Origin of the sequence: Hornefia butyriciproducens, from assembly GCF_009695915.1 — a bacterium.
Taxonomy (GTDB): Bacteria; Bacillota; Clostridia; order Peptostreptococcales; family Anaerovoracaceae; genus Aminicella; species Aminicella butyriciproducens.
Window position 1 is genome coordinate 114,203 of record NZ_VUMZ01000003.1, and the last position, 23,796, is coordinate 137,998.

At 51.7% G+C, this 23,796-nt stretch carries 24 protein-coding genes, 1 tRNA gene and 2 pseudogenes; 21 read left to right on the forward strand and 6 right to left on the reverse strand.

Features of this window, described 5'->3' with window-relative positions; translation table 11 throughout:
- The first annotated feature begins 6 nt into the window (after positions 1 to 6).
- The 10 genes and pseudogenes from FYJ64_RS04230 (at position 7) to FYJ64_RS04275 (ending at position 7,356) form a co-directional block, all read left to right on the forward strand.
- The gene (locus tag FYJ64_RS04230; RefSeq protein ID WP_154573991.1) at positions 7 to 318 is read left to right on the forward strand and encodes a BMC domain-containing protein; all 312 of its coding nucleotides are present in this window, start codon (positions 7 to 9) and stop codon (positions 316 to 318) included.
- Positions 305 to 568, forward strand: coding sequence for a EutN/CcmL family microcompartment protein (locus tag FYJ64_RS04235; RefSeq protein WP_075712128.1), 264 nt, complete (start codon positions 305 to 307; stop codon positions 566 to 568). The genes FYJ64_RS04230 and FYJ64_RS04235 overlap by 14 nt, the downstream gene beginning before the upstream one ends.
- Before the next feature lie 18 nt (positions 569 to 586).
- Positions 587 to 1,915 (forward strand): 4Fe-4S dicluster domain-containing protein, encoded by a 1,329-nt coding sequence (locus FYJ64_RS04240; protein ID WP_154573993.1) that lies wholly within the window; start codon positions 587 to 589, stop codon positions 1,913 to 1,915.
- 4 nt (positions 1,916 to 1,919) lie between these two features.
- Positions 1,920 to 2,468 (forward strand): BMC domain-containing protein, encoded by a 549-nt coding sequence (locus tag FYJ64_RS04245; RefSeq protein WP_154573994.1) that lies wholly within the window; start codon positions 1,920 to 1,922, stop codon positions 2,466 to 2,468.
- An 18-nt stretch (positions 2,469 to 2,486) separates the two neighbouring features.
- Positions 2,487 to 3,170, forward strand: coding sequence for a cupin domain-containing protein (locus FYJ64_RS04250; RefSeq protein WP_154573995.1), 684 nt, complete (start codon positions 2,487 to 2,489; stop codon positions 3,168 to 3,170).
- Between the two features lie 41 nt (positions 3,171 to 3,211).
- Positions 3,212 to 3,478, forward strand: a pseudogene (locus FYJ64_RS11880) (BMC domain-containing protein); the annotation flags it as partial.
- 442 nt (positions 3,479 to 3,920) lie between these two features.
- Positions 3,921 to 5,597: an acetaldehyde dehydrogenase (acetylating) gene (locus tag FYJ64_RS04260; protein WP_154573997.1), complete on the forward strand. Its 1,677-nt coding sequence runs from the start codon at positions 3,921 to 3,923 to the stop codon at positions 5,595 to 5,597.
- A gap of 3 nt (positions 5,598 to 5,600) precedes the next feature.
- Positions 5,601 to 6,269, forward strand: coding sequence for a phosphate propanoyltransferase (locus FYJ64_RS04265; RefSeq protein WP_154573998.1), 669 nt, complete (start codon positions 5,601 to 5,603; stop codon positions 6,267 to 6,269).
- 58 nt (positions 6,270 to 6,327) lie between these two features.
- Positions 6,328 to 6,615: a BMC domain-containing protein gene (locus FYJ64_RS04270; RefSeq protein ID WP_075712122.1), complete on the forward strand. Its 288-nt coding sequence runs from the start codon at positions 6,328 to 6,330 to the stop codon at positions 6,613 to 6,615.
- 195 nt (positions 6,616 to 6,810) lie between these two features.
- Positions 6,811 to 7,356 carry a flavodoxin family protein gene (locus FYJ64_RS04275; protein ID WP_154573999.1) on the forward strand — a complete coding sequence of 182 codons (546 nt, stop codon included), beginning with the start codon at positions 6,811 to 6,813 and terminating at the stop codon, positions 7,354 to 7,356.
- Between the two features lie 149 nt (positions 7,357 to 7,505).
- Here FYJ64_RS04275 and FYJ64_RS04280 read toward each other — a convergent pair whose 3' ends face one another.
- A complete protein-coding gene (locus FYJ64_RS04280) occupies positions 7,506 to 8,615 on the reverse strand; it encodes an aminopeptidase (protein ID WP_154574000.1) in 1,110 nt (369 codons plus the stop codon).
- Positions 8,616 to 8,640: 25 nt separating this feature from the next.
- Complete coding sequence (locus FYJ64_RS04285; RefSeq protein ID WP_206045538.1) at positions 8,641 to 9,951, reverse strand: acetyl-CoA hydrolase/transferase family protein; 1,311 nt, start codon at positions 9,949 to 9,951, stop codon at positions 8,641 to 8,643.
- 224 nt (positions 9,952 to 10,175) lie between these two features.
- On the opposite strand from FYJ64_RS04285, the gene FYJ64_RS04290 reads away from it, so the two are divergent.
- Complete coding sequence (locus FYJ64_RS04290) at positions 10,176 to 10,565, forward strand: Fur family transcriptional regulator (protein ID WP_235897106.1); 390 nt, start codon at positions 10,176 to 10,178, stop codon at positions 10,563 to 10,565.
- A gap of 49 nt (positions 10,566 to 10,614) precedes the next feature.
- Positions 10,615 to 11,151 (forward strand): rubrerythrin, encoded by a 537-nt coding sequence (rbr, locus tag FYJ64_RS04295; RefSeq protein ID WP_154574002.1) that lies wholly within the window; start codon positions 10,615 to 10,617, stop codon positions 11,149 to 11,151.
- Positions 11,152 to 11,208: 57 nt separating this feature from the next.
- On the opposite strand, the gene FYJ64_RS04300 is transcribed toward rbr, so the two are convergent.
- Positions 11,209 to 11,296 (reverse strand) — tRNA-Ser (locus FYJ64_RS04300).
- Positions 11,297 to 11,496: 200 nt separating this feature from the next.
- Between FYJ64_RS04300 and FYJ64_RS04305 the strand changes: the two genes are divergently transcribed.
- From FYJ64_RS04305 to FYJ64_RS04315, 3 genes are all read left to right on the forward strand, one after another.
- Entirely contained in the window at positions 11,497 to 12,657 is a 1,161-nt protein-coding gene (locus tag FYJ64_RS04305; protein WP_154574003.1) for an aldo/keto reductase, read from the forward strand.
- 290 nt (positions 12,658 to 12,947) lie between these two features.
- A complete protein-coding gene (locus tag FYJ64_RS04310; RefSeq protein ID WP_407928765.1) occupies positions 12,948 to 13,535 on the forward strand; it encodes a manganese efflux pump MntP in 588 nt (195 codons plus the stop codon).
- Complete coding sequence (locus FYJ64_RS04315) at positions 13,522 to 14,913, forward strand: aldehyde dehydrogenase (RefSeq protein WP_321074577.1); 1,392 nt, start codon at positions 13,522 to 13,524, stop codon at positions 14,911 to 14,913. The genes FYJ64_RS04310 and FYJ64_RS04315 overlap by 14 nt, the downstream gene beginning before the upstream one ends.
- Here FYJ64_RS04315 and FYJ64_RS04320 read toward each other — a convergent pair.
- Positions 14,903 to 15,808, reverse strand: a complete 906-nt coding sequence (locus FYJ64_RS04320; protein ID WP_154574005.1) for a DMT family transporter — start codon at positions 15,806 to 15,808, stop codon at positions 14,903 to 14,905. The genes FYJ64_RS04315 and FYJ64_RS04320 overlap by 11 nt on opposite strands.
- A 167-nt stretch (positions 15,809 to 15,975) precedes the next feature.
- Positions 15,976 to 16,374, reverse strand: a complete 399-nt coding sequence (locus FYJ64_RS04325) for a hypothetical protein (RefSeq protein ID WP_154574006.1) — start codon at positions 16,372 to 16,374, stop codon at positions 15,976 to 15,978.
- 281 nt (positions 16,375 to 16,655) lie between these two features.
- Here FYJ64_RS04325 and dsdA point away from each other — a divergent pair, with 281 nt between their 5' ends.
- The 5 genes and pseudogenes from dsdA (at position 16,656) to FYJ64_RS04345 (ending at position 21,583) form a co-directional block, all read left to right on the forward strand.
- A complete protein-coding gene (dsdA, locus tag FYJ64_RS04330) occupies positions 16,656 to 18,002 on the forward strand; it encodes a D-serine ammonia-lyase (RefSeq protein ID WP_154574007.1) in 1,347 nt (448 codons plus the stop codon).
- A 189-nt stretch (positions 18,003 to 18,191) separates the two neighbouring features.
- A pseudogene (locus FYJ64_RS04335) lies at positions 18,192 to 19,373 on the forward strand (oxygen-binding di-iron domain-containing protein); the annotation flags it as partial.
- A 54-nt stretch (positions 19,374 to 19,427) separates the two neighbouring features.
- Positions 19,428 to 19,802 (forward strand): rubredoxin, encoded by a 375-nt coding sequence (locus tag FYJ64_RS11885; RefSeq protein ID WP_321041086.1) that lies wholly within the window; start codon positions 19,428 to 19,430, stop codon positions 19,800 to 19,802.
- A 98-nt stretch (positions 19,803 to 19,900) separates the two neighbouring features.
- Positions 19,901 to 20,839 (forward strand): DUF1848 domain-containing protein, encoded by a 939-nt coding sequence (locus tag FYJ64_RS04340; RefSeq protein ID WP_154574009.1) that lies wholly within the window; start codon positions 19,901 to 19,903, stop codon positions 20,837 to 20,839.
- 84 nt (positions 20,840 to 20,923) lie between these two features.
- Complete coding sequence (locus FYJ64_RS04345; RefSeq protein ID WP_154574010.1) at positions 20,924 to 21,583, forward strand: YczE/YyaS/YitT family protein; 660 nt, start codon at positions 20,924 to 20,926, stop codon at positions 21,581 to 21,583.
- 28 nt (positions 21,584 to 21,611) lie between these two features.
- Here the strand turns inward: FYJ64_RS04345 and FYJ64_RS04350 are convergent, their stop codons facing one another.
- The gene (locus tag FYJ64_RS04350; RefSeq protein ID WP_154574011.1) at positions 21,612 to 22,394 is read right to left on the reverse strand and encodes an IclR family transcriptional regulator; all 783 of its coding nucleotides are present in this window, start codon (positions 22,392 to 22,394) and stop codon (positions 21,612 to 21,614) included.
- Between the two features lie 217 nt (positions 22,395 to 22,611).
- Here FYJ64_RS04350 and FYJ64_RS04355 point away from each other — a divergent pair, with 217 nt between their 5' ends.
- On the forward strand, positions 22,612 to 23,775 hold the full coding sequence (locus tag FYJ64_RS04355) for a pyridoxal phosphate-dependent aminotransferase (protein WP_154574012.1): 1,164 nt from the start codon (positions 22,612 to 22,614) through the stop codon (positions 23,773 to 23,775).
- The last annotated feature ends 21 nt before the right edge of the window (positions 23,776 to 23,796 follow it).

Sequence of the window (23,796 nt, forward strand, 5' to 3'; positions counted from 1 at the left end):
GCAGAGATGGAATTCAGAATCATTAAGACCCCCTCGCAGGGGACGATCGATATCCTGATGAGACGTAAGGGAACTCCCTCCTCTCAGAGGCCGGAAAGCATCGATGCCGTAGGTCTTGTGCAGGGCAGGCTGATTGAAATGGTGGTTGCCGCCGATATCGCAGAAAAAACCGTAGGCGTTACGGTGGAGGATATCAGAGGCAGCTGTCCGCAGAACATGATTATGCTGGCAATATTCGGAGACACAGCGTCTGTGGAATCAGCGCTCCGCGCGATTCAGGAAGACGCAGAGGGGAGTAAGTACAGTGCTGACGGCTAAGCTGATTGATAATATCTGGGCGACCAGAAAGACGCCGCTTCTGAACGGATACAAGTTGATGCTTGTGGAAGTGATCGGCGGAGGGAAGAATGATGGACAGCGCCTTGTGGCGGTGGATACCATCAGTTCCGGAATCGGAGACAGAGTACTGGTAACGCTGGGATCGTCCGCCAGAAGAATGGTGGAGGATGACAGCATACCGGTCGATGCCGCGATTGTCGGTATCATAGATGAAGACTGTGAATTTTAGGAGTCTGGGAGGTATAGTATGGCGCTTCTGGATCAAATCAAAAGTGCGGGCGTGATCGGAGCCGGCGGAGCCGGATTTCCAACTCATGCTAAATTGACATCAAATGCAGATTACATTCTGATGAACGGAGCGGAGTGCGAGCCGCTGCTCCGCGTGGATCAGCAGCTGATGGCCATGTACCCGGAGGAAATCATCAGGGGATTTGAGATGGCCGGAAGGATGGTCGGCGCGAAACAGGCGATCATCGGAATCAAAGGAAAGCATGGCGACGTAATTCAGATTCTCAGAGACACGATTGACAGAATCGGTTTCACTGATTACGTTTCTGTAGGGATTCTGCCGGATATCTATCCTGCGGGAGACGAGCAGGTTCTGGTCTATCAGCTGACCGGAAGAGTGGTTCCGGAGGCGGGGATCCCTATCATGTGCGGCTGTGTCGTCATGAATTCTGAGACGGCGCTGAACGTTTACAACGCATCAAAGGGACTTCCGGTCACGGAGACCTACGTCACGGTGGCGGGCGACATTCCCAACCGGCTGACACTGAAGGTCCCTGTGGGAACACCGGTGCTGGATGTGCTGAAGCTGTCGGGAATCACGGATTTCTCTGAATACAAAGTTATCGACGGCGGACCGATGATGGGACCGCTGCTGGCAGATATCCATGGTTTTGTCGTCAAGAAGAACAAAGGATATGTCATCCTGAGGAAGGATCATCCGCTTATCAGAAAGAAGGAAGTCACCGATCCGCAGGCGCGGAAAATCAATCACGCCACCTGTGAGCAGTGTCGTATGTGCACGGATATGTGCCCCAGAGCGCTGATCGGACACGATACGGCACCGCATAAAGCGATGCGGTTCATGCTCTACGGCGGAGACGACATGCAGGGAAAGACCATCGGACAGCTCTGCTGCCAGTGTAATCTTTGTGAATACTTCGCATGTCCGATAGGACTCCATCCCAAGATGGCCAACATGGCCCTGAAGGATGAGACGATGAAGGCGGGCGTCCGGTTCCAGAGAGACGAGAACCGGGAATACAAGCCGAACAAGAACAGAGACTGGCGTCTGGTTCCGAGCCATCGCCTGATCGCCAGGATCGGGCTCACCGGGTTTGACGCTCCCGCGCCGATGTCTGACATCCGGTTGGAGCCTCAGGAAGTGCATATCATGCTGTCTCAGCATGTAGGCGCACCTGCGCAGCCGATTGTCCGCGCGGGCGATAGAGTAACCGTCGGTCAGATGATCGGCAGAATTCCGGAGGATGCTTTAGGCGCGGCTGTACACGCCAGCATCGGTGGAGAAGTAACCGAAGTCACAGACAAGTACATCGCGATTAGGAGGTAGCAGGATGCAGAGAGCGATAGGAATGGTCGAATTTACGAGCATTGCGCGCGGCATATATGTAGCGGATCAGATGGTCAAGATCTCAGAGGTGGAGATTGTCACGTCGGTCAGCACCTGCCCGGGCAAGTACATCACTATTGTGACCGGCGATGTTGCGGCGGTTCAGTCCTCCGTAGCATTAGGAGAACAGCTGGCCGAAGAATTCTTTGTGGATTCGATTGTCGTGCCGAATGTAACAGAATCCGTATTCCCGGCGATTACCGGCGCAACGATGCCGGAGAAGCTGGATGCCGTCGGAATTATGGAATCCTTCTCACTGGCGACGATGATCATCGCGGCAGATGAGATTCTCAAGTCAGCGGAGCTGGAGCCCATTGAACTGAGACTCGGCAATGGATTGGGCGGCAAATCATACTTCACCTTTACCGGAGAGGTTGCGGCAGTTCAGACCGGTGTCGATACCGGTATGGCAATTGCGAAGGAAAAGGGACTTCTGGTCAACGCGGAAGTTATTCCATCACCTTCCGATCGATTGATAGAATCACTACTATAATGAAAGGAGTGAAACTAAATGAAAACGTTGATAACTGAGAAGTGTGTCAGAGAATTCATCGAGAAGGGACAGAAGAGCATCTGCATTGACGATAACACTCTGATCACACCGGCCGCTCGGGACATGATACGCGCGAACGGAATCGAGCTTACGGAAGGCTGCGCGCCGGCCGCCGGCTGCTGTACACCGGCTGCGCCCGCGGCACAGACGACATCCGCTGCACAGCCCGCGTGTGAAGGAGACAGCCTGAGCAGCGACATGATCTATCAGGTGCTGAAGAAACTGGCGGATCAGGGACTGCTGGACGGATTCGTCAACAGCCTGAATGCGGCGTCCGGAAATGCTCCCTACACCGCGGAATGTGAGAACGGTCTGAAACTGGTCCGGGGACAGGGCATCAAAATGGAGGTTCTGGATACCGGAGTGCCTGCTGATTACGGCAAAGTCATGTACCAGGAGATCGTCGGGGCGGATGACGGCGCTTCAGTGGCATCCGGCTTCATGACGGTGGATCACTGCACATTCGACTATCCGGTGGAAATCCAGGAAACGCATTATGTTGTCGAGGGACAGATGACGATCACAATCGACGGAAAAGAGCATACGGCTTATCCAGGCGATACGTTCTTCATCCAGAAGGGACAGCAGGTCCGCTTCAGCAGCGGCGACACATTTGCCAAGACGTTCTACGCAACGTATTAATAGATGAAAGCAGTTAACGACGAGTAATCTGAAAAGGAGCAATTACTATGAAAGCAATTGGTATGATTGAAACAAAGGGTCTGGTTCCCGCAATCGAAAGTGCCGATGCGATGCTGAAGGCAGCGGAGGTTACGCTGATCGAAAGAAGATTCGTAAAGGGCGGACTTGTGACGATCGTGATTGCCGGTGATGTAGCGGCCTGCAAGGCTTCCGTCGATGCGGCGGCGTCAGCGGTTCAGAGAATGGGCGGTGAGATTGTTTCAACTCACGTCATTCCGAGACCGCATTCGACACTCAGCGGTCTGATCGTGAACAGGATTCCCGGGGATGATGAAGAAATCTCCGATCCTGACGATGAGGAGTCTCACATAAGTAGCCGGAACAAAGAAAATGAAGGCGGAGGAACTCCGTCGGAGACGGTAGAAGAGGCAGAGGAACACGCGGAGAATACAACGGAAGAACCCGCGGAAATCGAAGAGACCGGGGAGAGCAGAACGGTCGAAATCCCTGAAAATCTCCATAAGGCAGAGCTCGACGAGATTGTTGAGGCCAAAGGCGCCGACGCAGTCCGGGAGATCCTTTCCGGGAAGAAGGTAGTTGAGCTGAGGACACTGGCTCGTGAATATAACGGACAGTTCGGCATCTCAGGCAGAGAAATTACCCACTCGAACAAATCAGCGCTCATTGATCAGTTCGAGGAATACTACAAGAAATAACAAGTTTTAGCAATTTAAAAGGAGGTGCTGCATAATGGAGAATATGGATTTTGATCTGCGCTCCGTACAGGAGGCCAGAGATCTTGCCAGAGCCGGTCAGATCGCGACAGAGCAGATCGCTACATACACAGATGAGCAAATCGATAAGATCCTGCAGAACATGGTACGCGTAGCGGAAGAGCACGCATATGAGCTGGCGCAGATGGCTGTTGAGGAAACGGGTTTCGGAAAGGTTCCGGACAAGACCTACAAGAATCATTTCGCCTCAACCGTTCTCTACAATTATATTAAGGGAATGAAGACATCCGGCGTTCTCCGGGAGGATCCGGTCAACAAAACAATCGAGATCGCAGAGCCGGTCGGGCTCCTGCTGGGAATTGTTCCCTCCACGAATCCGACATCGACCGCGATTTTCAAATCAATGATCGCGGTCAAGGCGAGAAATGCGATTGTTTTCGCTCCGCATCCATCTGCAAAGAAATGTACGCTCAGAGCAGCTACATTAATGAAGGAAGCGGCAGAAGCGGCGGGTGCACCGGCAAACACCATCGGATGCGTTTCGATGCCCAGCATGCCCGCAACTAACGAACTGATGCATCATCCGGACGTCAAGATGATCATTGCCACCGGCGGTCCGGGAATGGTCAAGGCTGCGTACAGCTCCGGTAAACCGGCTCTTGGCGTCGGCGCAGGGAACTCCCCGGCGTACATCGAGAGAACAGCGAATGTTGCAGAGGCTGTGAAGAACATTATTGCGAGCAAGAGCTTTGACTACGGCACAATCTGTGCGTCTGAGCAGTCAGTCATCGCAGAGGAATGCAACAAAGATCAGGTCATCGAGGAATTCCGGAAGCAGGGCGGATATTTCATGAGCCCCGAGGAAACTGAGAAGGTCTGCAAGATTCTGTTCCGGCCGGGAACGACTTCCATGAGCGCCAAGTTTGTCGGAAGATCTCCGCTGGTCATCGCGAACGCGGCGGGATTCAGTGTCCCTGACAACACAAAGGTACTGATCGGACCGATGGGCGGCGTCGGAAAAGAGTATCCGCTGTCCTTCGAGAAGTTGACCTCCGTGCTGGCGTTCTACACAGTGAAGGACTGGCACGAAGCATGTGAACTCAGCAAAAAACTCCTGCAGAACGGAATCGGCCATACGATGAGCATCCATACGCAGGACAGAAATATGGTTATGGAATTCTCCGCGAAACCGGCGTCCAGAATTCTGGTCAACACCGGCGGAAGCATGGGTGGCGTCGGTGCGAGCACCGGTTTGGCTCCATCCTTCACACTGGGATGCGGAACCTGGGGCGGAAGTTCTGTTTCGGAGAATGTATCGCCGCTGCACCTGATCAATGTCAAACGAGTCGCTTACGGCCTCGTGGACTGTGCGAACCTGGCGGCGAACGATCCGACGTTCAATCATCCTGAGCTGAACGGCGGATATGCTCCGGCGCAGGTTGCTCCGCAGTGCACACCGGCTCCCGCAGCACCTGTACAGAGTTATATCGGATACAGCCCCACCTGCGGAACCTGTGCTCCGTACAGCCCGGTAAATATCACAGGAGCACCGTCTCCTTCCGAGATCCAGAACGGAGCGGCGTCTGCGGCTCCCGCACCGCAGGCAGCGCCGGCGGCAGGGGATCAGGGAATCAACACTGCCCAGCTGAATGACATGATCAATTCCATGGTGAAGGCTCTGAAAGGAGAATGATAAATGGAGAATTATGAACAGCTGATCAGACAGCTTGTCGATGCGGCCATGGCCAGCGCAGGAAAAACTGCAGCCGGCTGCGGGGCAGAAACCTGTGCAGACGGGTCGGATATTCCGGTAGGCGTATCCAATCGGCATCTGCATTTGTCCCAGCAGGATCTGAATGTACTGTTCGGCTCAGGATATGAACTGACTGCCATCAAGGATCTTGGCCAGCCGGGACAGTTCGCCTGTAAGGAGACGCTGACCGTCTGCGGTCCGAAAGGAGCGATTGAAAAGGTTCGTGTTCTCGGTCCGGTCAGAAGCAGGACACAGGTTGAAATCCTGGCCGGAGACGGCTTCAGGCTCGGCGTCAAAGCACCGGTTCGTCAGTCGGGTGATCTGACCGGTACGCCGGGTGTCACGCTGGTCGGCCCCAAAGGGAGCGTAGTGCTGACAGAGGGAACGATTGTCGCTCAGCGTCACATCCATATGACTCCTGCGGAGGCGGAGCGATATGGTGTTAAAGACGGCGATGTGGTCTCCATCGATTTTGATACGGAACGCGGCGGTGTTATGAGGAATGTGCTTATCAGAGCAACCGACACCAGCGCACTGGAATGCCACGTAGATACGGAGGAAGCGAACGCTTTCGGCGTCAGCTCCAAATCGCATTTCAGGATCATAAAATAGTTGAAAAATGTTAAATAACAATATAAAATCTAATTAGAAATATTAGGAGGATAAGAAAATGGCTAAGTATGATGCATTGGGAATGATCGAAACTAAGGGACTGGTTGGATCCATCGAGGCTGCAGATGCTATGGTAAAAGCGGCGAATGTATATCTGATCGGCAGAGAGTTCGTAGGCGGAGGACTGGTAACCGTCATGGTCAGAGGCGATGTCGGTGCGGTCAAGGCTGCTACAGACGCTGGTGCCGCTGCCGCGCAGCGTGTCGGCGAACTGCTGTCCGTACACGTGATTCCTCGTCCGCACGTTGAGGTTGAGGGAATCCTGCCGTCGATTGAAGGAAAATAAGCTGTCGGGGATTTACGGAAGAAACAGACGTAAGATCGCTTAACAATTCAATCGAGCCATTCTGAAAATATGACGTGCGGTGCGGAAGGAATTTCCCTGCCGCACGTCGTTTTAGATGTTTTGTGTCAACGTCTGCGGAATCTGATGCGATTTCGCGAGCGAACACTTGTTTCAAACGAATAAGGCAGGCAAAAAATGAGTAAAACGATTTTAGTCCTTACAGGAAGTCCGCGTCAGGGAGGAAATTCCGACATCATGGCGGAGGCATTTATTCAGGGCGCACAGAGCCGTGGACACCGGATCCTGCGTTTCGATGCGGGAAGAAAAAATGTGACCGGCTGTGTCGCATGCAAGACATGCTTCAGCACCGGACATCCATGTTCCTGGCAGGACGATTTTGAAGAATTCGCATCCTGTCTCCAACAGGCGGATACACTGGCGATTTTCACTCCTCTGTACTGGTTTTCTTTTCCGGCGCAGGTGAAGGCCACTATCGATAAGATGTATTCTTTCTTCTGCTCCGGAACCGAACTTCCGGTGAAGGAGAGTTTCATGGTTATCTGCTGCGAACTGCCTGATCCGTCGGCTTGTGACGGAGCGGTGACGACATATCGGAAAATCGCGGATATCATGAAATGGGAAGACCGCGGACACATTGTCGTTCCGGGAGTCGGTGAACCCGGAGATGTGCTCAGAACTCCGGCTGTCGACGGTATGAGACGTATCGGCGAAGCAATTTAACAAGCATGAGAAAATAAACAGAGCTGCCGCACTGAATCAGGAATCAGTGTGACAGCTCTGTTTTGATAGTGAACTGAAGATGAGTACAAAGGATGTGAACAGGCAGCGGAAGCAGTGCGTTCGTTCGGTTCCCGCCACGCAGACGTCCGTTATTTCAGGTTCTCGGGGTTCAGACTTTCCAGCTCCGGAAGAACGAACCGGCCGTCTTCCCGGATCAGAACGTCGTCGAACCAGACTTTGCCGCCGCCATATTCCGGCCTCTGGATCATGACCAGATCCCAGTGAACTGCGGATTTGTTTCCGTTGGGAGCATCTTCATAGCACATGCCGGGAGTCAGGTGAAAACTTCCGGAGATCTTCTCATCAAACAGAGTGTCTTTCATGGGCTCCAGGATGTACGGATTGAAACCGAAGGAGAACTCGCCGAAATATCTTGCTCCTTCATCCGTATCCAGCAGCTGGTTGATCCGTGTTGTATCGTTGGCTGCGGCTTTGATGATTTTCCCGTTTTCGATTTCAAACCGGATGTTTTCGAAGGTGAACCCCTGCTCCTGGGAAGCCGTGTTGTAGCTGATGACGCCGTTCATCGATTCACGGACCGGTGCAGTGTAAAGCTCTCCGTCGGGGATATTGCATTCTCCGGCACATTTTACAGCCGGGATTCCCCGGATGGAGAATGTCAGGTCGGTTCCGGGACCCTGAATGCGGACCTTGTCCGTGCGTTCCATCAGAGCCTTCAGAGGATCCATGGCCCGGCTCATCTTTGCGTAATCCAGCGTGCATACATCATAGAAGAAATTCGCGAAGGACTCTTGGCTGGTATTGGCCAGCTGTGCCATGGAAGCGTTGGGATATCTGAGAACGACCCATTTGGTTCTGTCCACACGGTAGTCTGTCGCAGGAGTCAGCTTCTTGCTGTACAGATTCAGTTTTTCGGCCGGAACGTCAGCCAGTTCCGCAGTATTGGCGCCGGCACGCACTGCGATATATGCGGCAACGTCCCTCAACTGATACAGTTTGTAATCGTTCATATAACTCAGCTGTTCTTCATCAGCCCCCAGGAGGAGCTCACGGGTGATGAGGCTGTCGCTGCAGTTTACAAAGGGTTTTCCGCCTGCCCGGTAAACGTCTCTTACAATCTGCTGAATCAGAGGAACGCATTCGGTTCCTTCATATTCGATTAAAACCTTTTCATCCTTCTGTACTTTACAGGAATAGTTCACCAGCAGGTCTGCCAGTTTTTTGTCTCTCGGATCCATTCTGTCCTCCTTTGTCTCAGATCAATTAATATAACCCGGCTGCTCTGGCCGCTTCTGTCAGTTCATCGCGGAAATCAGGATGAGCGATGGAAATCAGCGCATGAGCACGTTCTTTTATGGTCAGCGGCTTCAGATTCACGCAGCCGTATTCCGTGACGACGTACTGCACATCAGAGCGAGGCGTGGTGACCGCTGCACCGGTCGGAAGTGAAGCAACGATGCGGCTGCTGACCTTTCCTGTGTGTTTGCTGATGTTTTCTGAGGTTGCGGCGATAAACGACTTGCCGCCTCTGGACATCTGGGCACCCCGTACAAAATCCAGCTGACCTCCGGTTCCGCTGAACTGTCTTCCGGCGATGTTGTCTGCTGCGACCTGTCCCATCAGATCAATACAGATGGCGCTGTTGACGGAGACTGCCCTGTCGTTCCTTGCAATGATTCTGGGGTCGTTGGCAATGGTGAATGGCATGTAATACATGTCTTTGTTGTGATCGACAAATTCATACAGCGCCTTTTCACCAAGAGTAAAGGCTGCCACAGATTTTCCCGGCAGAACCCGTTTGCCTCTGTTAGTGACGTTTCCGTTCTTCATCAGGAAAGCCAGAGAGTCGGTCATCAGCTCCGTATGGATTCCCAGATCGTTCCGGTTCCGAAGACCGAAGCCCACTGCGTTTCCGATTCCGCCGATTCCCAGTTGAACGCATGCGCCGTCCGGAATCTGATCGATGACATATTCAGAGATGGCTTTGACCTCAGGGGTGGGTTCCATATTGGGAACTTCGGCGATCTCCTCGTCGAAACGAACCGCCATGTCGCAGTCCCGGATATTGATAAGGTTGTCCTCTCCGTAAACATAGGGGGCATATTTGTTAATCTGCAGAATAACAGTTTTCGCCTGCTCCTGAATGAATTTGTTCAGAGCAACGCCGGTCGCTCCGAAGCTCATGTATCCGTCCTCGTCAGGAAGGGAAACCTCCAGGAAGGCGACGTCCGGGGGACAGGTTTCGCGGCAGAAGATGTCGACAAGACTCAGGTGAATGCTGGTGTAATCCAGTGAACCTGCCTTTTGGGCCTGACGCTCCGTCGGTCCCATAAAATATGAAATGATACGGAATCGATCTGGATCAGTCATGATATCCAGCGGCTTAAACAGATTGGAGCATCCGATTGTAATATTTTCCAGTTCGTCCGATCTGCGGCCGAGGGCGCGCGCCAGCTCGTAGCAGGTGCTGGTGCAGGTGCCGATATAGACAGTCTGCCCGCTCCGGATGCATTGAACAGCTTCGTCCGGGGTGACGAGCTTTTCGTCAAATAGTTTCTTCAAAGAATCTTTCATGTTCATCACGTTCCTTACAGCATATTTTTTCGGTGGGCTTTGTTACAGAAATGCAGTCTGACCATTGGAATTTCAGTTATATTCCGATGTCGGGCATGCATCGGCAACAAAATAAAATCCACTTTTTCAGTATAGCATAAAAAAATAAAATGTCCATATTTCCCAAAAGGTGTTGACAAATGAAAATATCGGATATATAATTAGAACAATTCTAAGAGGAAGTGATGAGATTGACAAAATACGCAAGGAAGATCGCACAGATCGTGGACGGCTCCAGCGAGCATCTGACTGCGGAACAGATATTTCTCCGAATGAAGGAGGAATATCCCGGGATTGTCCTGGCGTCTGTATATAACAATCTGAATATGCTTTGTGATACAGGACGGGTTCGCAGACTTCTGCTCGAAGGCTCTCCGGATCGCTTTGACAAGACGTTGCGTCATGACCATGTGGTGTGCAATGTCTGCGGCAGGTTGTCGGATTTCAAGTTTCGGGATCTGACCGGAGAGATTGAGGAACAGCTCGGTAGAAGCATTGAGTCCTACGATCTTAAAATCAGCTATACCTGCCCCGAGTGCAGGCGTGCGATGAAAAAAAACCAAAGCAACAGTTAACTCAAGTCTATTATTTTTTAATGAATATCTGATATAAGGAGGTAATTCGATGAGTAAATACGCAGGAACACAGACCGAGAAGAATCTGGAAGCGGCTTTCGCCGGTGAATCCCAGGCGACAAACAAGTACACATACTTTGCTTCCAAGGCGAAGAAGGAAGGGTTCGAGCAGATTGCCGATCTTTTCCTGAAGACCGCGAACAATGAAAGAGAACATGCCAAACTCTGGTTCAAGGAATTGGAAGGCATTGGAGATACCGCGGCGAATCTGGCGGCTGCAGCGGCTGGAGAGAACTATGAGTGGACCGATATGTATGATGGATTTGCGAAGACCGCGGATGAGGAAGGATTCCCTGAACTGGCGGCGAAATTCCGTCTTGTCGCGCAGATTGAGAAGCGTCATGAGGAACGGTATCGTGCTCTGCTGAAAAACGTAGAGACAAAGGCAGTGTTTGAGAAGAGCGAAGTCAAGGTATGGGAGTGCAGAAACTGCGGTCATATCGTTATCGGCGAGAAAGCGCCTGAGGTATGCCCGACATGCAATCATCCGCAGAGCTACTTCGAGATTCACGCGGAAAACTATTAATCTCATAACAATAAACCGATCAGAAAACCCCGCGTCAGACGCAGGGTTTTCTTTTACTGGCGGAGAGTCAGGGATTCGAACCCTGGGTCCGGTTAAGGACACAGCATTTCGAGTGCTGCACGATCGACCACTCTGACAACTCTCCGGATATATTTGGATATATTACCGCCGGTGCATCCGCTCTGCGCAGAAACCGGCCGCATATTTGCGGCGCGCTTCTGAAGGACTCACCGACTGGATTATTATATCACGGTTCAGAGCGCGATTCAAGAAAAACATATTTCTGCATGGTCTTAACATATTTCTCTGTGGACTGAATCATGCATGGAAGGGGAAGTGAGGATTATGAATAAAAACCTCGGGAATGAAAATCAGAAAACAACTGAAAGCGGAGAACTCCGGAAGCTGGGCTTCGGCATGATGCGGCTTCCGCGCAGGGGCGTGAACATTGACCTGGAGAGAACCGGGAGAATGGTGGATCTCTTCATGGAGGCGGGCTTCACCTATTTCGATACGGCTTTTATCTATCCGGGTTCAGAGAATGCGGTCAGGCGTGCGCTGGTGGAGCGCTACCCGAGGGAGAGCTATCAGCTGGCAACCAAGCTTTACGCCGGCGTGATGCCGACAGCGGGAGCGGCGAAAAGAGAGTTCGCTTCCAGCCTGAGAAAAACCGGCGCGGGATTTTTCGATTACTATCTGCTTCATTCCCTGCGCGGCAGTAATGTGAAAAAATATGAGAAATTCGGCCTCTGGGATTTCGTCGGTGAACAAAAGGAAAAGGGACTGATCAGAAACATCGGGTTTTCCTTTCATGACGGCCCGGAACTTCTGGACGAGATCCTGACGAAGCATCCCGAGACAGATTTTGTACAGCTTCAGATCAATTACGCGGACTGGGACGATCCCAGAGTTTCGGCACGGGCCAACTACGAAACCGCTCGCCGCCACGGAAAGCCTGTCGTCATCATGGAGCCTGTGAAGGGCGGACGCCTGGCCGATCCGCCAAAGGAGGTGAAGCAGCTGCTTCTAGAATATGCTCCCGGAGCATCCTGCGCTTCATGGGCGCTGCGTTTCGCCGCGTCGCTGGAGGGCGTTCTGACCGTTCTTTCCGGGATGTCCACAGAGGAGCAGGTAATGGAGAATATCCGTCTGCTGGCGGAGCCTGAGCCGCTGAACCGGGAAGAACAAAGAATAATCCGACGCGTCCGCGCAATCATGGGAGCATCGAAGGAAATCCCGTGCACGGCGTGTGGATACTGTCTGGAGCAATGTCCGAAGGAAATCCCGATTCCGGATATCTTCACAGCGATGAACAGCTGGCTGGGGGCGGGACAGGCAGCGGAGGCGCAGACACAGTATGAGGCGGCGACAAAGGGCGGTTCAGGCGCCGGGGACTGCATTCACTGCGGCGCCTGCGAGGAAATCTGTCCGCAGCAGATTGAGATCCGGAAAGAACTGACAGCCGCCGCAGAAGAATTTACCGGAAGCCGCAATGAAAAGAATTAAGGGTCGACCGTTGGGGAAATATACCGACTGCCGCACGATACGCGTGATACGTGCGATAAAATAAGGTTGTCTAATTCTTCTTCTGTGCTATAATAGTGTCTGCTCATTACGTCCCCGCCGGACTTAATGGGTACTGGCACAGCTTGTCAGCAGCGCCGAGGCGTACCACAGTCCGGTGACTGTGTGTGCCGGCAGGCCGCCGAATATGCCTGCTGTGTTACTGATGTTTCAGGCATATGCGATGGCTGAGCACGATTATTGTATTTTATGCTTTATGCTGCGGGGGACAGATGATGGAATGGAGTGCTTTATTTTTTCTGAACAGTATCGTTTTTGGAGTCGGGCTGGCTATGGACGCCTTTTCCGTATCCATGGCCAACGGCCTGAATGAACCGCATATGAAGACGGGACGCATGAGCGCCATTGCGGGAACCTTTGGGGGCTTTCAGATCGCTATGCCGATCCTCGGCTGGCTCTGCGTTCATACGATCTCTGTTCAGTTCAAGGCCTTCCAGCGGTTTATTCCCTGGATCTCACTGCTGCTGTTGGCTTTTATCGGCGGGAAAATGCTGTATGAGGGTATAAAAAAAAGAACCGGAGAGGGAGAAGTACCGGCGGTTGGATTTCTGAGCCTGATGGTGCAGGGAATCGCCACATCCATCGATGCGCTGTCGGTGGGATTCGCAATTGCGGATTATCCGTGGAGCATGGCGCTGATGGAGGCTCTGATCATCGGAATTGTGACGTTCGGAATCTGTATCGGAGGTCTGATGATCGGAAAACGCTTCGGAACGAGGCTTTCAGACAAGGCACAGATCCTGGGCGGCGTGATTCTCATCGCTATCGGTCTGGAAATCTTTGTTCGTGGAGTTCTGTAAGGAGGAGACAGAGATGGAAATTGAAAAACTCGTTGAAGCACAGAGAAAATATTTCCGCACGGGCAAAACCCGTACGGTGAAATTCCGCCGGGAGATGCTGCTGCGTCTGCGCCGATCCTTGTTTGACCATGAAAAAATGCTGGCAAAGGCGATGTACGAGGATATGAACAAAAGCCGCCTGGAGGTGTATATGACGGAAACCGGCATGGTGCTGGATGAGATCCGTTTTCATCTGAAACACATTGACGGATGGGTCCGGCCGAAGCTGCGCCGAACGCCGATGGCGCAGTTTCCTTCGAAATCCTTTGTACGACCGGAGCCCCGCGGCGTGGCACTTATCATGGCGCCGTGGAATTATCCGATTCAGCTGGCGCTGGAGCCCCTCGTCGGGGCGATTTCCGCAGGATGCACGGCGATAATCAAGCTGCCGTCTTATGCACCGAAGACCAGTGAAGCTGTCGCGAGAGTCATTGAGGATGTATTTCCTCCGGAATATATCGCTGTGGTGCAGGGAGGAAGGGAAGAAAACCGGACTCTGCTGGATCAGAAATTCGATTATATTTTCTTTACCGGAAGCAGGGAGGTGGGCAAAGTCGTTATGTCCGCAGCAGCTGAACATCTTACCCCGGTGACTCTGGAACTGGGTGGAAAGAGTCCGGTCATCGTGGATGAAACTGCTGATATTCGTCTGGCGGCTCGGCGAATCGCCTTCGGGAAAGTTCTCAATGGCGGCCAGACATGTGTGGCGCCAGACTATCTGCTGATTCACGAGGATGTAAAAGAAAAATTTATCACGGCGTACCGGGAAGCGATTGGGGAATTCTTCCCAGGCGGTGATATGTCCGATATGAATGTGATCATCAACGAAAAGCATTACGCCCGTGTCAGCCGTCTTCTGAAGGACGGCCGGGCGGTTGTGGGCGGCGGTACCGACTCTTCTCGCAGATTCATTGAGCCGACCCTGCTGGATCAGGTGAGTCCCGATTCAGACATCATGAAGGAGGAGATATTCGGTCCGATTCTGCCGATGCTGACGTTCCGGAGACTGGAGGAGTGCGTGGAGTTTATCAGCAGCAGGCCGCATCCGCTGGCGCTGTATCTGTTCACGAAAAGCAGAGCGGCGGAGCGGAAAGTGCTTGGCAGCTGCATCAGCGGCGGCGCGTGTGTCAATGATACGATTATGCACCTGGCAACCTCCCGGATGCCCTTCGGAGGTGTCGGCGACTCCGGAATGGGAGGATATCACGGCAAGTCGAGTTTTGATACGTTTACACACTACCGCAGCGTGCTGAAGAAGTCGAACCGGTTGGATATTCCGGTGCGCTACCGTCCGTACAGCGACCGGAAAGAAAACCTGATCCGGCTGCTTATGAAGTAGAGGCGCGGGAGCTGAGCAGTACGCCGCAGATTGTGAGGCCCAGTGCCGCCAGTGTGAACCATCCGAAGGGATCTCCAGCGAACAGGATGCCGGAAACTACGCCTACCGTGGTGGTAAGACTTGCGGATATATTGCTGGCCGCTGCGGGGTTCATCCTGCCGATCACATAATTGAACCCGAGGTAACACAGGCAGCTGCAGCCGACGCCCAGAAACAGAACGGCAGCCAGCGTGGGACTGTCGGAAAACGTAAGTCTGATGCTCTGAAGGAAATCCCCCTTCAGAGCATTTATTGCGGAGAAAAATCCGCCGGCCATCAGGGACATCAGCGCTGTAATCTGCATGGATGAGCAGGTTTCAGACGCCCGGCTGCTCGCATGAGAAAACAGTCCCCCGGTGATTACGGCGCCGGTCAGCAGGAAATATCCGGTAAGTTTTCCTCCGGCTGAGAAGGATGGGGAGAACAAAGTGTTAATCAGGACGCCGCCGAAGGCGGCCGTGATTCCCAGCAGGAGCAGCGGACGCGCTTTCCGATGGAAAAACAGGATTCCGAAGATCAGAGTCATGCAGGGAATCGTCGCGATAAATAAAGAGGATTCAGAGGAAGAGGTAAGTCCGATGCCCGGAGTTTCGAACATGGAATAGACGCAGGGCTGCAGGAGTCCGGCGAGAACCGCATATTTAAGTTCGGCGGGACGATGGGGAAGACGGACCTTCCTTACCGCGATAAGAATCAGGAAAATCACGGCAGAGATACCCCAGCGCATCTGCAGAACCTGGAAGGTGCTTAGTTTTCGGAGTGCGATAATAGTGGCATAAAAAGAGAGCCCCCAGAATACGGCGATGGTGATGAAGGCGATGTAAATTCTGATTGTCTCTCCTGTTTTTTCTGTCATTTTCGTTTGGTCAATTTTTTTTAGCCAGTATTGCTGCCGTGCCGGCTACCGCGGGGAAGAGGCGGCAGCAGTCGTTAGCCTTGCCGGGTCATGTGTCCGCTGAGCCCACACGGCAGCTTCGACGGGATGTGTGTCTGCTGAGCCCGGCCCGCCACTCCGTCGGGTCGTCAGTTACTGCTGTTTTTCTGATAAATCTCGTAAAGCTGAGCCATCTCCTCGTCGGACAGGTTCTCCTGAGCGAATTCCTTCAGTTTGTCATAATCACCGTCCTTGTAATATTTCAGCAGTTTTGCCGCAGTGGAAGCGGTGATGTGTTTTTTTATGATTTTGCTGACGGCGGCCTTGTCCGAATCGGAAAGACTGTCGGCGGCTTCTTTGATTTTCCGGCTTTCGGCGCTGTTATCCGAGGTGGCGCTTTCAATGACCTTTTCGTAGGTCGTTTCTGCGGCCTTCTCCATCGCCGGATCATATATAAAATATTTGGCTGCGAATCCGCAGATCACAAGGATCAGGACAATGATCAGGGCGGTGCGCAGGCGATGCTTTTTTCTGACTCCGTGTTTCATGACGTAATCTCCTCCTTCTGTACGCGGTGCGGTCACTCCTTCTGATTTGTAACAGGATACCACAGGAATGTGTTGAGCACTTGAAGATGATGTTCTTTCCAGAGACGGGGTTTTGTGGTATAGTGAAGTAAGAGTTTTCCGGATGCGTGTGACACATGCCGCATATCACGCGGAGGGAGATGGGTCGGAGAGGCGGCTCCGATGAAGATTCCATGCGCGCGGCGCGTCCGGAAGGTAACGGCTTAGGATAACGACTTGTTTTGTACGCCAGGGAGGAGCCTATGGAAGTAAAAGAATATGCAAAGAGGCTGGCCGCAGCAAATCCTGCGGTGCAGGATGTGATCGACCGGAAGGAAACGATATGGATCAACGACAGGCTGCTGCCGGTTGATCTCATCGACGGTCTGTGTCAGCTGGTGGTATCAGATGAGGATATCACGGACGCCGAGGACCGTCTGGCCCGGTTTGCGCCCTATATCCGGAAATGTTTTCCGGAGACGGAGGAAACCGGCGGTCTGATTGAATCTCCGCTGAAATGTATTCCAAACATGCAGCAGAAGCTGGCAGACAGGGAGAACGTCGATATTCCGGGAATGCTGATGCTGAAGATGGACAGTCATCTGGCCATCGCCGGATCGGTCAAGGCGAGGGGCGGTATCTATGAGGTGCTGAAGCATGCGGAAACACTTGCGATGGAGGCAGGGCTTCTGACCCGGGAGGATGACTACGCCAGGCTGGCGGATGACGAGATGAAGAAATTCTTCGGACAGTATACTGTGCAGGTGGGTTCCACCGGAAATCTGGGACTTTCCATCGGTATCATGAGTGCCTTCCTGGGATTCCGTGTCAAGGTTCATATGTCCTCTGATGCGAAGCAGTGGAAAAAGGATATGCTCCGCAGCAAGGGCGTGGAGGTTATTGAATATGAAGACGATTATTCCAGAGCAGTAGAGGAAGGACGCAGGGACAGCGACCGCGATCCCATGAGTTATTTTGTTGACGACGAGTATTCCGTGGATCTGTTCCTGGGTTATGCGGTGGCAGCGCACCGGCTTCAGGAGCAGATGGAGCAGATGCATATCACGATCGACGAGGAGCATCCCCTGATTGTTTACGTTCCCGCCGGGGTCGGCGGTGCGCCCGGAGGCGTCTGCTACGGCCTGAAGCGCCTGTACAAAGAAAATGTTCATGTGTTCTTTACAGAACCTGTGATGTGTCCGTCTCTGCTTGCCGGCTTCGCGTCTCAGCGATATGAGAGGGCGAATGTTCACGACTTCGGCCTCAGCGGGCTGACTCACGCAGACGGCCTTGCCTGTGCCAGCCCGTCAGGCTTTGTTACCCGTATCGACAACAACCTTGTGTCCGGGGACCTTACGCTGAACGATGACAAGCTGTACGATTACATGCGTATGCTGATGGAGACAGAGAACGTGCGGATCGAGCCGTCCAGCTGCGCCGCGTTTATCGGCCCGGTAGGCCTTTCCCGCTATCCGGCAGCCGGGGAATACTGCAGGAAGCACGGTCTGACTCGAGAGAGACTGGAAAATGCTGTTCAGATCTGCTGGGCGACAGGCGGACGCCTGGTTCCGGAGGAAATATGGGAGGAATACCTGGAGACTCATCTGTAAGTTAAACGACCGCGGACGCGAACGAATTCGGAGTCTCTGAGCACGGCGGACGGAGAGACCGGGAAAACCTGTGTTTTTTCGCAATTCGGGGTTTCATACAGAGGGGAAAAGGGTAGTAAATTCAAAGGATAACTGTTTCTGTGTAACAGCGGCCGGAAGGCCTTTAGAAATTAGAAAGAGGAAATCAAAATGAGGAAATTAGTTAAGAACAATGTCAGCTGGGTCGGTTACATCGACTGGGAACTGGAAACCTTTCACGGAGATGAATATTCCATTCTGAACGGTTCCAGTCAGAACGCCTATCTGATCGAAGAGGAAAAGACCGTGCTGATGGATACCGTATGGCTGCCGCATAAGGAATGGTTTATGGAGAACCTGAAATCAGAAATCGATCTTAATAAAATTGATTATATCGTAATGCAGCACGGCGAGCAGGATCACTCCGGTTCTCTGAGCGCGCTGATGGAGGAAATCCCCAATACGCCGATCTACTGTACCGAAGAGGCGGTCAAGAGCCTGGAGGGTCAGTACGGAAAGCACGGATGGGACTTCCATGTGGTAAAGACAGGTGACAGTCTGGATATCGGAAACGGCAAGAAGTTGATCTTTGTCGAAATGAAGATGCTTCATTGGCCGGATTCTATGGCCACATACATGACCGGAGACAATATTCTGTTCTCCATGGATGCGTTCGGACAGCATTTCGCAGTGGGCGAACTGTTCAACGACCTGGCGGACCAGGGGCTGCTGTATAAAGAGGCCCTCAAATACTTCACCAACATTATCAACCCGTTTGCGAATTTCGTGACCCCCAAACTGGATGAGATTGCGGCGCTGAATCTGCCGATTGACATGATCTGCCCTTCTCACGGAGCGATCTGGAGAGATAATCCGATGCAGATCGTTGAGAAATACAGAGAATGGGCGGACGCTTACCAGGAGGATCAGGTAACGATCGCCTATGATACCATGTGGGATGGAACAAAGAAAATCGCTCATGAAATTGCGGATGAGATACAACGTCAGAGTCCGGAGACAACGGTCAAGGTGCTGAATATCTCCAAGGTGGATAAAAATGAAATCATGACGGAGGTCTTCAAATCGAAAGCGATTGCTGTCGGTTCTCCAACCTGCGTCAACGATGTTCTGACTTCTGTTGCGGGATGGCTTGCCTTCCTGCGCACGCTGCGGTTTAAAGGAAAGAAGGCGGCGGCCTTCGGCTGCTACGGATGGAGCGGCGAGTCTGTGGACATTATCCGTGATGAGCTGCAGAAATCCGGCTTCCTGGTCGTCAACGAGCAGGTTAAATCTCTGTGGAATCCTGATGAGGATGACTTTGCGAAGATCCCGGCGCTGGTAGAGGCGCTGCTGTCGAAGGAAGCTCCTGCTTCGGAGCCTGCCGGCGAACCGGTAGCGGAGGGCAGAATCTTCCAGTGCTCCGTCTGCGGATGGACATATAACGAGGCGGAGGGCGCACCGGACAAAGGAATCCCTGCGGGCACTAAATGGGAGGATCTCCCGGAAGACTTCCGCTGCCCGGTCTGCAAGGTGCCGAAATCAAAATTCCAGGAGAAGGGAGGCACCGGAGCACCGGCTGCTGAAGAGGACGTTGCGGAGACAACCGGAAATGCTCCGGGAAGCCGCGTGTACAAGTGCTCCGTCTGCGGATGGACATATAGCGAGGCAGAAGGCGCTCCGGAGCATGGAATCAAACCGGGAACGCTCTGGGAGAATGTTCCTGAAGACTTCCGCTGCCCGGTCTGCAAGGTACCGAAAACCATGTTTGAGGAAGAAAAGTAAGCACAGTTCAACGAGGTCGCTGAGGTCCCAGCGGCCTCGTTTTCAGGAAGAGCGAAGTGCCGCGGAGGAACGTTGTTTTCTATGGTGAAGGTCGGAATATGATCATAAATACCGGAAGCAGAACAGATATACCGGCATTTTTCAGTTCCTGGTTCTATAACCGGATCCGGGATGGTTTTGTGATGGTAAGAAATCCCTTTGATCCGCGGAGGGTGATTCGCTACAGGCTGGATCCCGCCGTCGTTGACGCCATCGTCTTCTGCACCAAGAATCCGGAGCCGATGTTGCCCCGCATTGCGGAACTCGATGCATTCAATACTTTCTGGTCTGTAACCGTCACATCCTACGGAACGGAAATCGAGCCATATGTGCCTCCTGCGGAACGAGCCGTAGAAGCGCTGTGTGCACTCTCGGAGCATGTGGGATTTCATAGTTGTGGCTGGCGGTACGACCCGGTGTTTATCAGCGAAAAATACAGCGTGGATTATCATCTGAAGGCCTTTCGAAGGATGGCAGAGAGCCTGAAGGGGAGTACCGGTCAGTGTGTAGTCAGTTTTATCGATCTCTATAAAAAGACGACCAGAAATTTTCCGGAGGTGAGACCGGTGTCTTACGGGGACCAGAAAACTCTGGTCTCGCAGATGGCGGAAATCGCCGGGGAAAACGACATGGTACTGTATTTGTGCTGCGAGGATCCGTCTCTTGAAGGCCCCGGCGTTGACGCAGGAGGCTGCCTTTCACGAGGCGTTCTGGAGCGTGCTCTGGGTGTCACTCTGGATGTGCCTGTGCTTCCGCGGGCCAGAAAGGGGTGCGAGTGTCTTCTGAATGCGGACATCGGTGCCTATAATACCTGCGGCCACGGCTGCAGATACTGTTACGCCAACTATGACCGGAAACTGGTCGCGCAGAATATGAAACGTCATGATCCGGAATCACCTTTCCTGATCGGAAATTCCATGCCTGGGGATATCGTTTCAGACGCTCAGCAGCAATCCTGGGTGAGTCCGCAGCTCGATATGTTCGCGCGGATGGGATAAGTTCAGCGTGCTCGCATGATTACGATAGCCCGACATGTTCGCGCGGATGGAGCGGGTATGACAGACGAAGGAGGAGCATTTCTGATGAAGAGAAAAAACTATATTTTCCGTCGCTACTGTATTTTTTTCACGGGTCTTTTTTTTGTGGCGTTCGGCATAGCCTTTGTAACAAAGGCAGGTCTGGGCACCTCGGCGATTTCCTCTGTACCGTATACCCTGTCGCTGATCTGGCCCGCGCTTACGATGGGGCAGTGGACGATTCTGTTCAATTATCTGCTGGTGGCAGCGCAGATCGTGATTCTGAAAGGTCGTGTCAGCAAAATCGAGATGCTCCTGCAGCTGGGAGTCACGTTGATTTTCGGATACTGTATCGACTTCGGAATGTGGATCCTCACCCCTCTGGAGCCGCAGAACTACGGGACAAAGCTGGCGGCGCTGGGAATCGGCATCTTAATTATGTCCTTCGGCGCATATCTTGAATTCGTCGGCAACGTAGTTATGCTTCCGGGAGACGGATTCGCAAACACGATTGCCGGGGTCAGCCACAGAAGTTTTGGATTCATCCGCTTCATTTCCGATACGATTATGGTCGCGTGTGCGGCACTCATGTGTATCTTCTGTCTTCACGCGCTGACCGGTGTTCGTGAGGGAACTGTCATCGCAGCTCTGACAGTGGGAAATGTGGTGCGCATCTATACGAGATTGTTCCGAGGAGTTGAAGAGCGTATACTGCCGGCGGAGTGAGGGAATTGTCATTCCAAAAAAGAGAGTATCATCCCGATATATCTTTTCTTCTTATATAAAGTTTATCGTAAATCGCTGAGATTTCAGATGCGGTCTCTTTCAGCTTCTGAGCCAGTTCCTTGCGTCCTTTTAGTTCCAGACGGCTTGTGGGGGCAGAGAGGCTTATCGCGGCGATTAATTTTTTTTCATGATCATATAGCGGCGCAGCGATGCAGGATAATCCGTATTCATATTCTTCCGTCTCTGTTGTAACTCCTGTTTTATCGTATTCCTGCTTCCAGTTAAGGTAATCCTCATAGGTTGTTTGTGTGTATATCGTTCGTTTTGGGAGCTCCTGATCAAAAAAGGAGATTATCTCATCTTTACTCCGGTGCATCAGAAATATTTTTCCTAAAGAAGAGCAATATAAAGGAGAAATCGGCACTAATTTGGATACCAGTACAGAAGATTCTCCTGATACATTATATATTGTATAGACCGTATCTTCATTGCAGATACCGAGATTGATGCTTTCTCCGATATCTTTGGCCAATTTGTCTATATACGGCTGGGCAATTTCCGCAGAGTTACGCGATGCTTTAACGCGTTCGCCCAACGCGATGAAGATTAACCCCAGAGAATATTCGTCCTGTTCATTTCGGTCGAGCATGCCGAGATTTGTCAGCGTTACACAAAAACGGGAAACCGTCGGTTTGGGAATACCGGTCTGCTTTGAAAGTTCTGTGACGCCGACCGGCTCCGGAGATAATGATATTGCTTTGATTAGGAGTATAGTACGCTCAACCGCGGTCACATTATTTTTTTCGTTCATCAATCAGCCCTCCAATCGAAATATAAAAATATAAAAATTCAAAAAAATCTTGACAATCCCTCCTTGTTGGATATAATAGTCAAAACTAAAAATGAAACCGTGTTTCAAAAATAAAACCATAGTAATCGTTTTTAGAAACAGCGTTTCAAAAAAATAAAGATTTGTCATAATTATAGAACAGCAGAGAATTTTGTCAAGGAGGAGGGAAGCACAGAAAATGAGACATAAGTTTATTGCAAAACGGTACTGGAAAGACATATCCACACCAATGGGGAAGGTGGATGAGTTAGCAAAGAACTATAATGACGTGATTAATTTAAGTCTGGGTGATCCTGATTGGACGACAAATAAAATTATCATTGACGGAGCGTATAAAGACGCGCTGGCGGGACATACTAAGTATACGGAATTTCGCGGCGATCCGGAGCTCCGTACAGAAATCCGCAAATACTATAAAGAGAGTTTCAATCTGGATTTGAAAGATGAAGAGATTTTTGTCACTGCCAGCGGCTGTCTGGCCATGTATCTGATTATGGAAGCTATTCTTGACGATGGTGATGAAGTTATTTTACAGGCGCCGTATTTTACGCCATATCCACAGCAGGTGGAACTGGCAAGAGGTGTTCCGGTGGAACTTCCGACATATGAGAAAGAAGATTTTCAGATTGATATCGACCGGCTGGAATCATTAATTAATGAGAGAACAAAGGCTCTCGTGATTAATACCCCAAGCAATCCGACAGGGAACTGTCTTACCGTCGATACGATGAAAAAGATTGCAGATATTGCTGAACGGTACGATCTGATCGTTATCTCAGATGATATTTATACGGCGTTCAGTTATCAGCATCCTTTTGTACCATTTGTATCAATTGGAAACATGAAGAGCCGTACCTGTGTTATCAACAGCTTCTCCAAGGATTTTACAATGACCGGCTGGCGGATCGGAAACATTATCGCACCCGACTATATTGTCAAAACGCTTCAGTCCATTAACGAGAACGTTGTTTTCACGGCTCCGTCTGTTTCCCAGAGAGCGGCGATTCATGCACTGAGAAACAGAGATGTTATACAGCCGCCGATGATTGATGAATACAAGAAAAGAGTATTTTACGCTGCGGAACGTATCAATCAGATTCCGGGAATGCATGTCATTACACCGCCTAAAGGAACCTTTTATTTGTTTATCAACATCAGAGAAACAGGAATGGATTCCGTTGAAGTAAGCAATGTGATCTTGCAAGAGGCGCATGTGCTGACGATTCCGGGAATATCATTTGGTATGTGCGGTGAAGGATATCTCAGAATTGCATGTACGGTGGATGTGGATCTGCTGAAAGAAGCTTTTGATCGGATTGAAGGTGTGAGCATATTCAGATAGTATCTGTTGCAGCATAGGCAA

Bases quoted from the DNA above. Each gene is read 5' to 3' on its own strand.
- FYJ64_RS04275 (WP_154573999.1), top strand. From the start codon at position 6,811: ATGAGTAAAACGATTTTAGTCCTTACAGGAAGTCCGCGTCAGGGAGGA.
- FYJ64_RS04285 (WP_206045538.1), bottom strand. From the start codon at position 9,951: ATGAAAGATTCTTTGAAGAAACTATTTGACGAAAAGCTCGTCACCCCG.
- rbr (WP_154574002.1), top strand. From the start codon at position 10,615: ATGAGTAAATACGCAGGAACACAGACCGAGAAGAATCTGGAAGCGGCT.
- FYJ64_RS04340 (WP_154574009.1), top strand. From the start codon at position 19,901: ATGATCATAAATACCGGAAGCAGAACAGATATACCGGCATTTTTCAGT.
- FYJ64_RS04325 (WP_154574006.1), bottom strand. From the start codon at position 16,374: ATGAAACACGGAGTCAGAAAAAAGCATCGCCTGCGCACCGCCCTGATC.
- FYJ64_RS04290 (WP_235897106.1), top strand. From the start codon at position 10,176: ATGAGATTGACAAAATACGCAAGGAAGATCGCACAGATCGTGGACGGC.
- FYJ64_RS04350 (WP_154574011.1), bottom strand. From the start codon at position 22,394: ATGAACGAAAAAAATAATGTGACCGCGGTTGAGCGTACTATACTCCTA.
- FYJ64_RS04355 (WP_154574012.1), top strand. From the start codon at position 22,612: ATGAGACATAAGTTTATTGCAAAACGGTACTGGAAAGACATATCCACA.
- FYJ64_RS04310 (WP_407928765.1), top strand. From the start codon at position 12,948: ATGATGGAATGGAGTGCTTTATTTTTTCTGAACAGTATCGTTTTTGGA.
- FYJ64_RS04265 (WP_154573998.1), top strand. From the start codon at position 5,601: ATGGAGAATTATGAACAGCTGATCAGACAGCTTGTCGATGCGGCCATG.
- FYJ64_RS04305 (WP_154574003.1), top strand. From the start codon at position 11,497: ATGAATAAAAACCTCGGGAATGAAAATCAGAAAACAACTGAAAGCGGA.
- FYJ64_RS04270 (WP_075712122.1), top strand. From the start codon at position 6,328: ATGGCTAAGTATGATGCATTGGGAATGATCGAAACTAAGGGACTGGTT.
- FYJ64_RS04345 (WP_154574010.1), top strand. From the start codon at position 20,924: ATGAAGAGAAAAAACTATATTTTCCGTCGCTACTGTATTTTTTTCACG.
- dsdA (WP_154574007.1), top strand. From the start codon at position 16,656: ATGGAAGTAAAAGAATATGCAAAGAGGCTGGCCGCAGCAAATCCTGCG.
- FYJ64_RS04250 (WP_154573995.1), top strand. From the start codon at position 2,487: ATGAAAACGTTGATAACTGAGAAGTGTGTCAGAGAATTCATCGAGAAG.
- FYJ64_RS04230 (WP_154573991.1), top strand. From the start codon at position 7: ATGGAATTCAGAATCATTAAGACCCCCTCGCAGGGGACGATCGATATC.
- FYJ64_RS04240 (WP_154573993.1), top strand. From the start codon at position 587: ATGGCGCTTCTGGATCAAATCAAAAGTGCGGGCGTGATCGGAGCCGGC.
- FYJ64_RS04260 (WP_154573997.1), top strand. From the start codon at position 3,921: ATGGAGAATATGGATTTTGATCTGCGCTCCGTACAGGAGGCCAGAGAT.
- FYJ64_RS04280 (WP_154574000.1), bottom strand. From the start codon at position 8,615: ATGGATCCGAGAGACAAAAAACTGGCAGACCTGCTGGTGAACTATTCC.
- FYJ64_RS04320 (WP_154574005.1), bottom strand. From the start codon at position 15,808: ATGACAGAAAAAACAGGAGAGACAATCAGAATTTACATCGCCTTCATC.
- FYJ64_RS04245 (WP_154573994.1), top strand. From the start codon at position 1,920: ATGCAGAGAGCGATAGGAATGGTCGAATTTACGAGCATTGCGCGCGGC.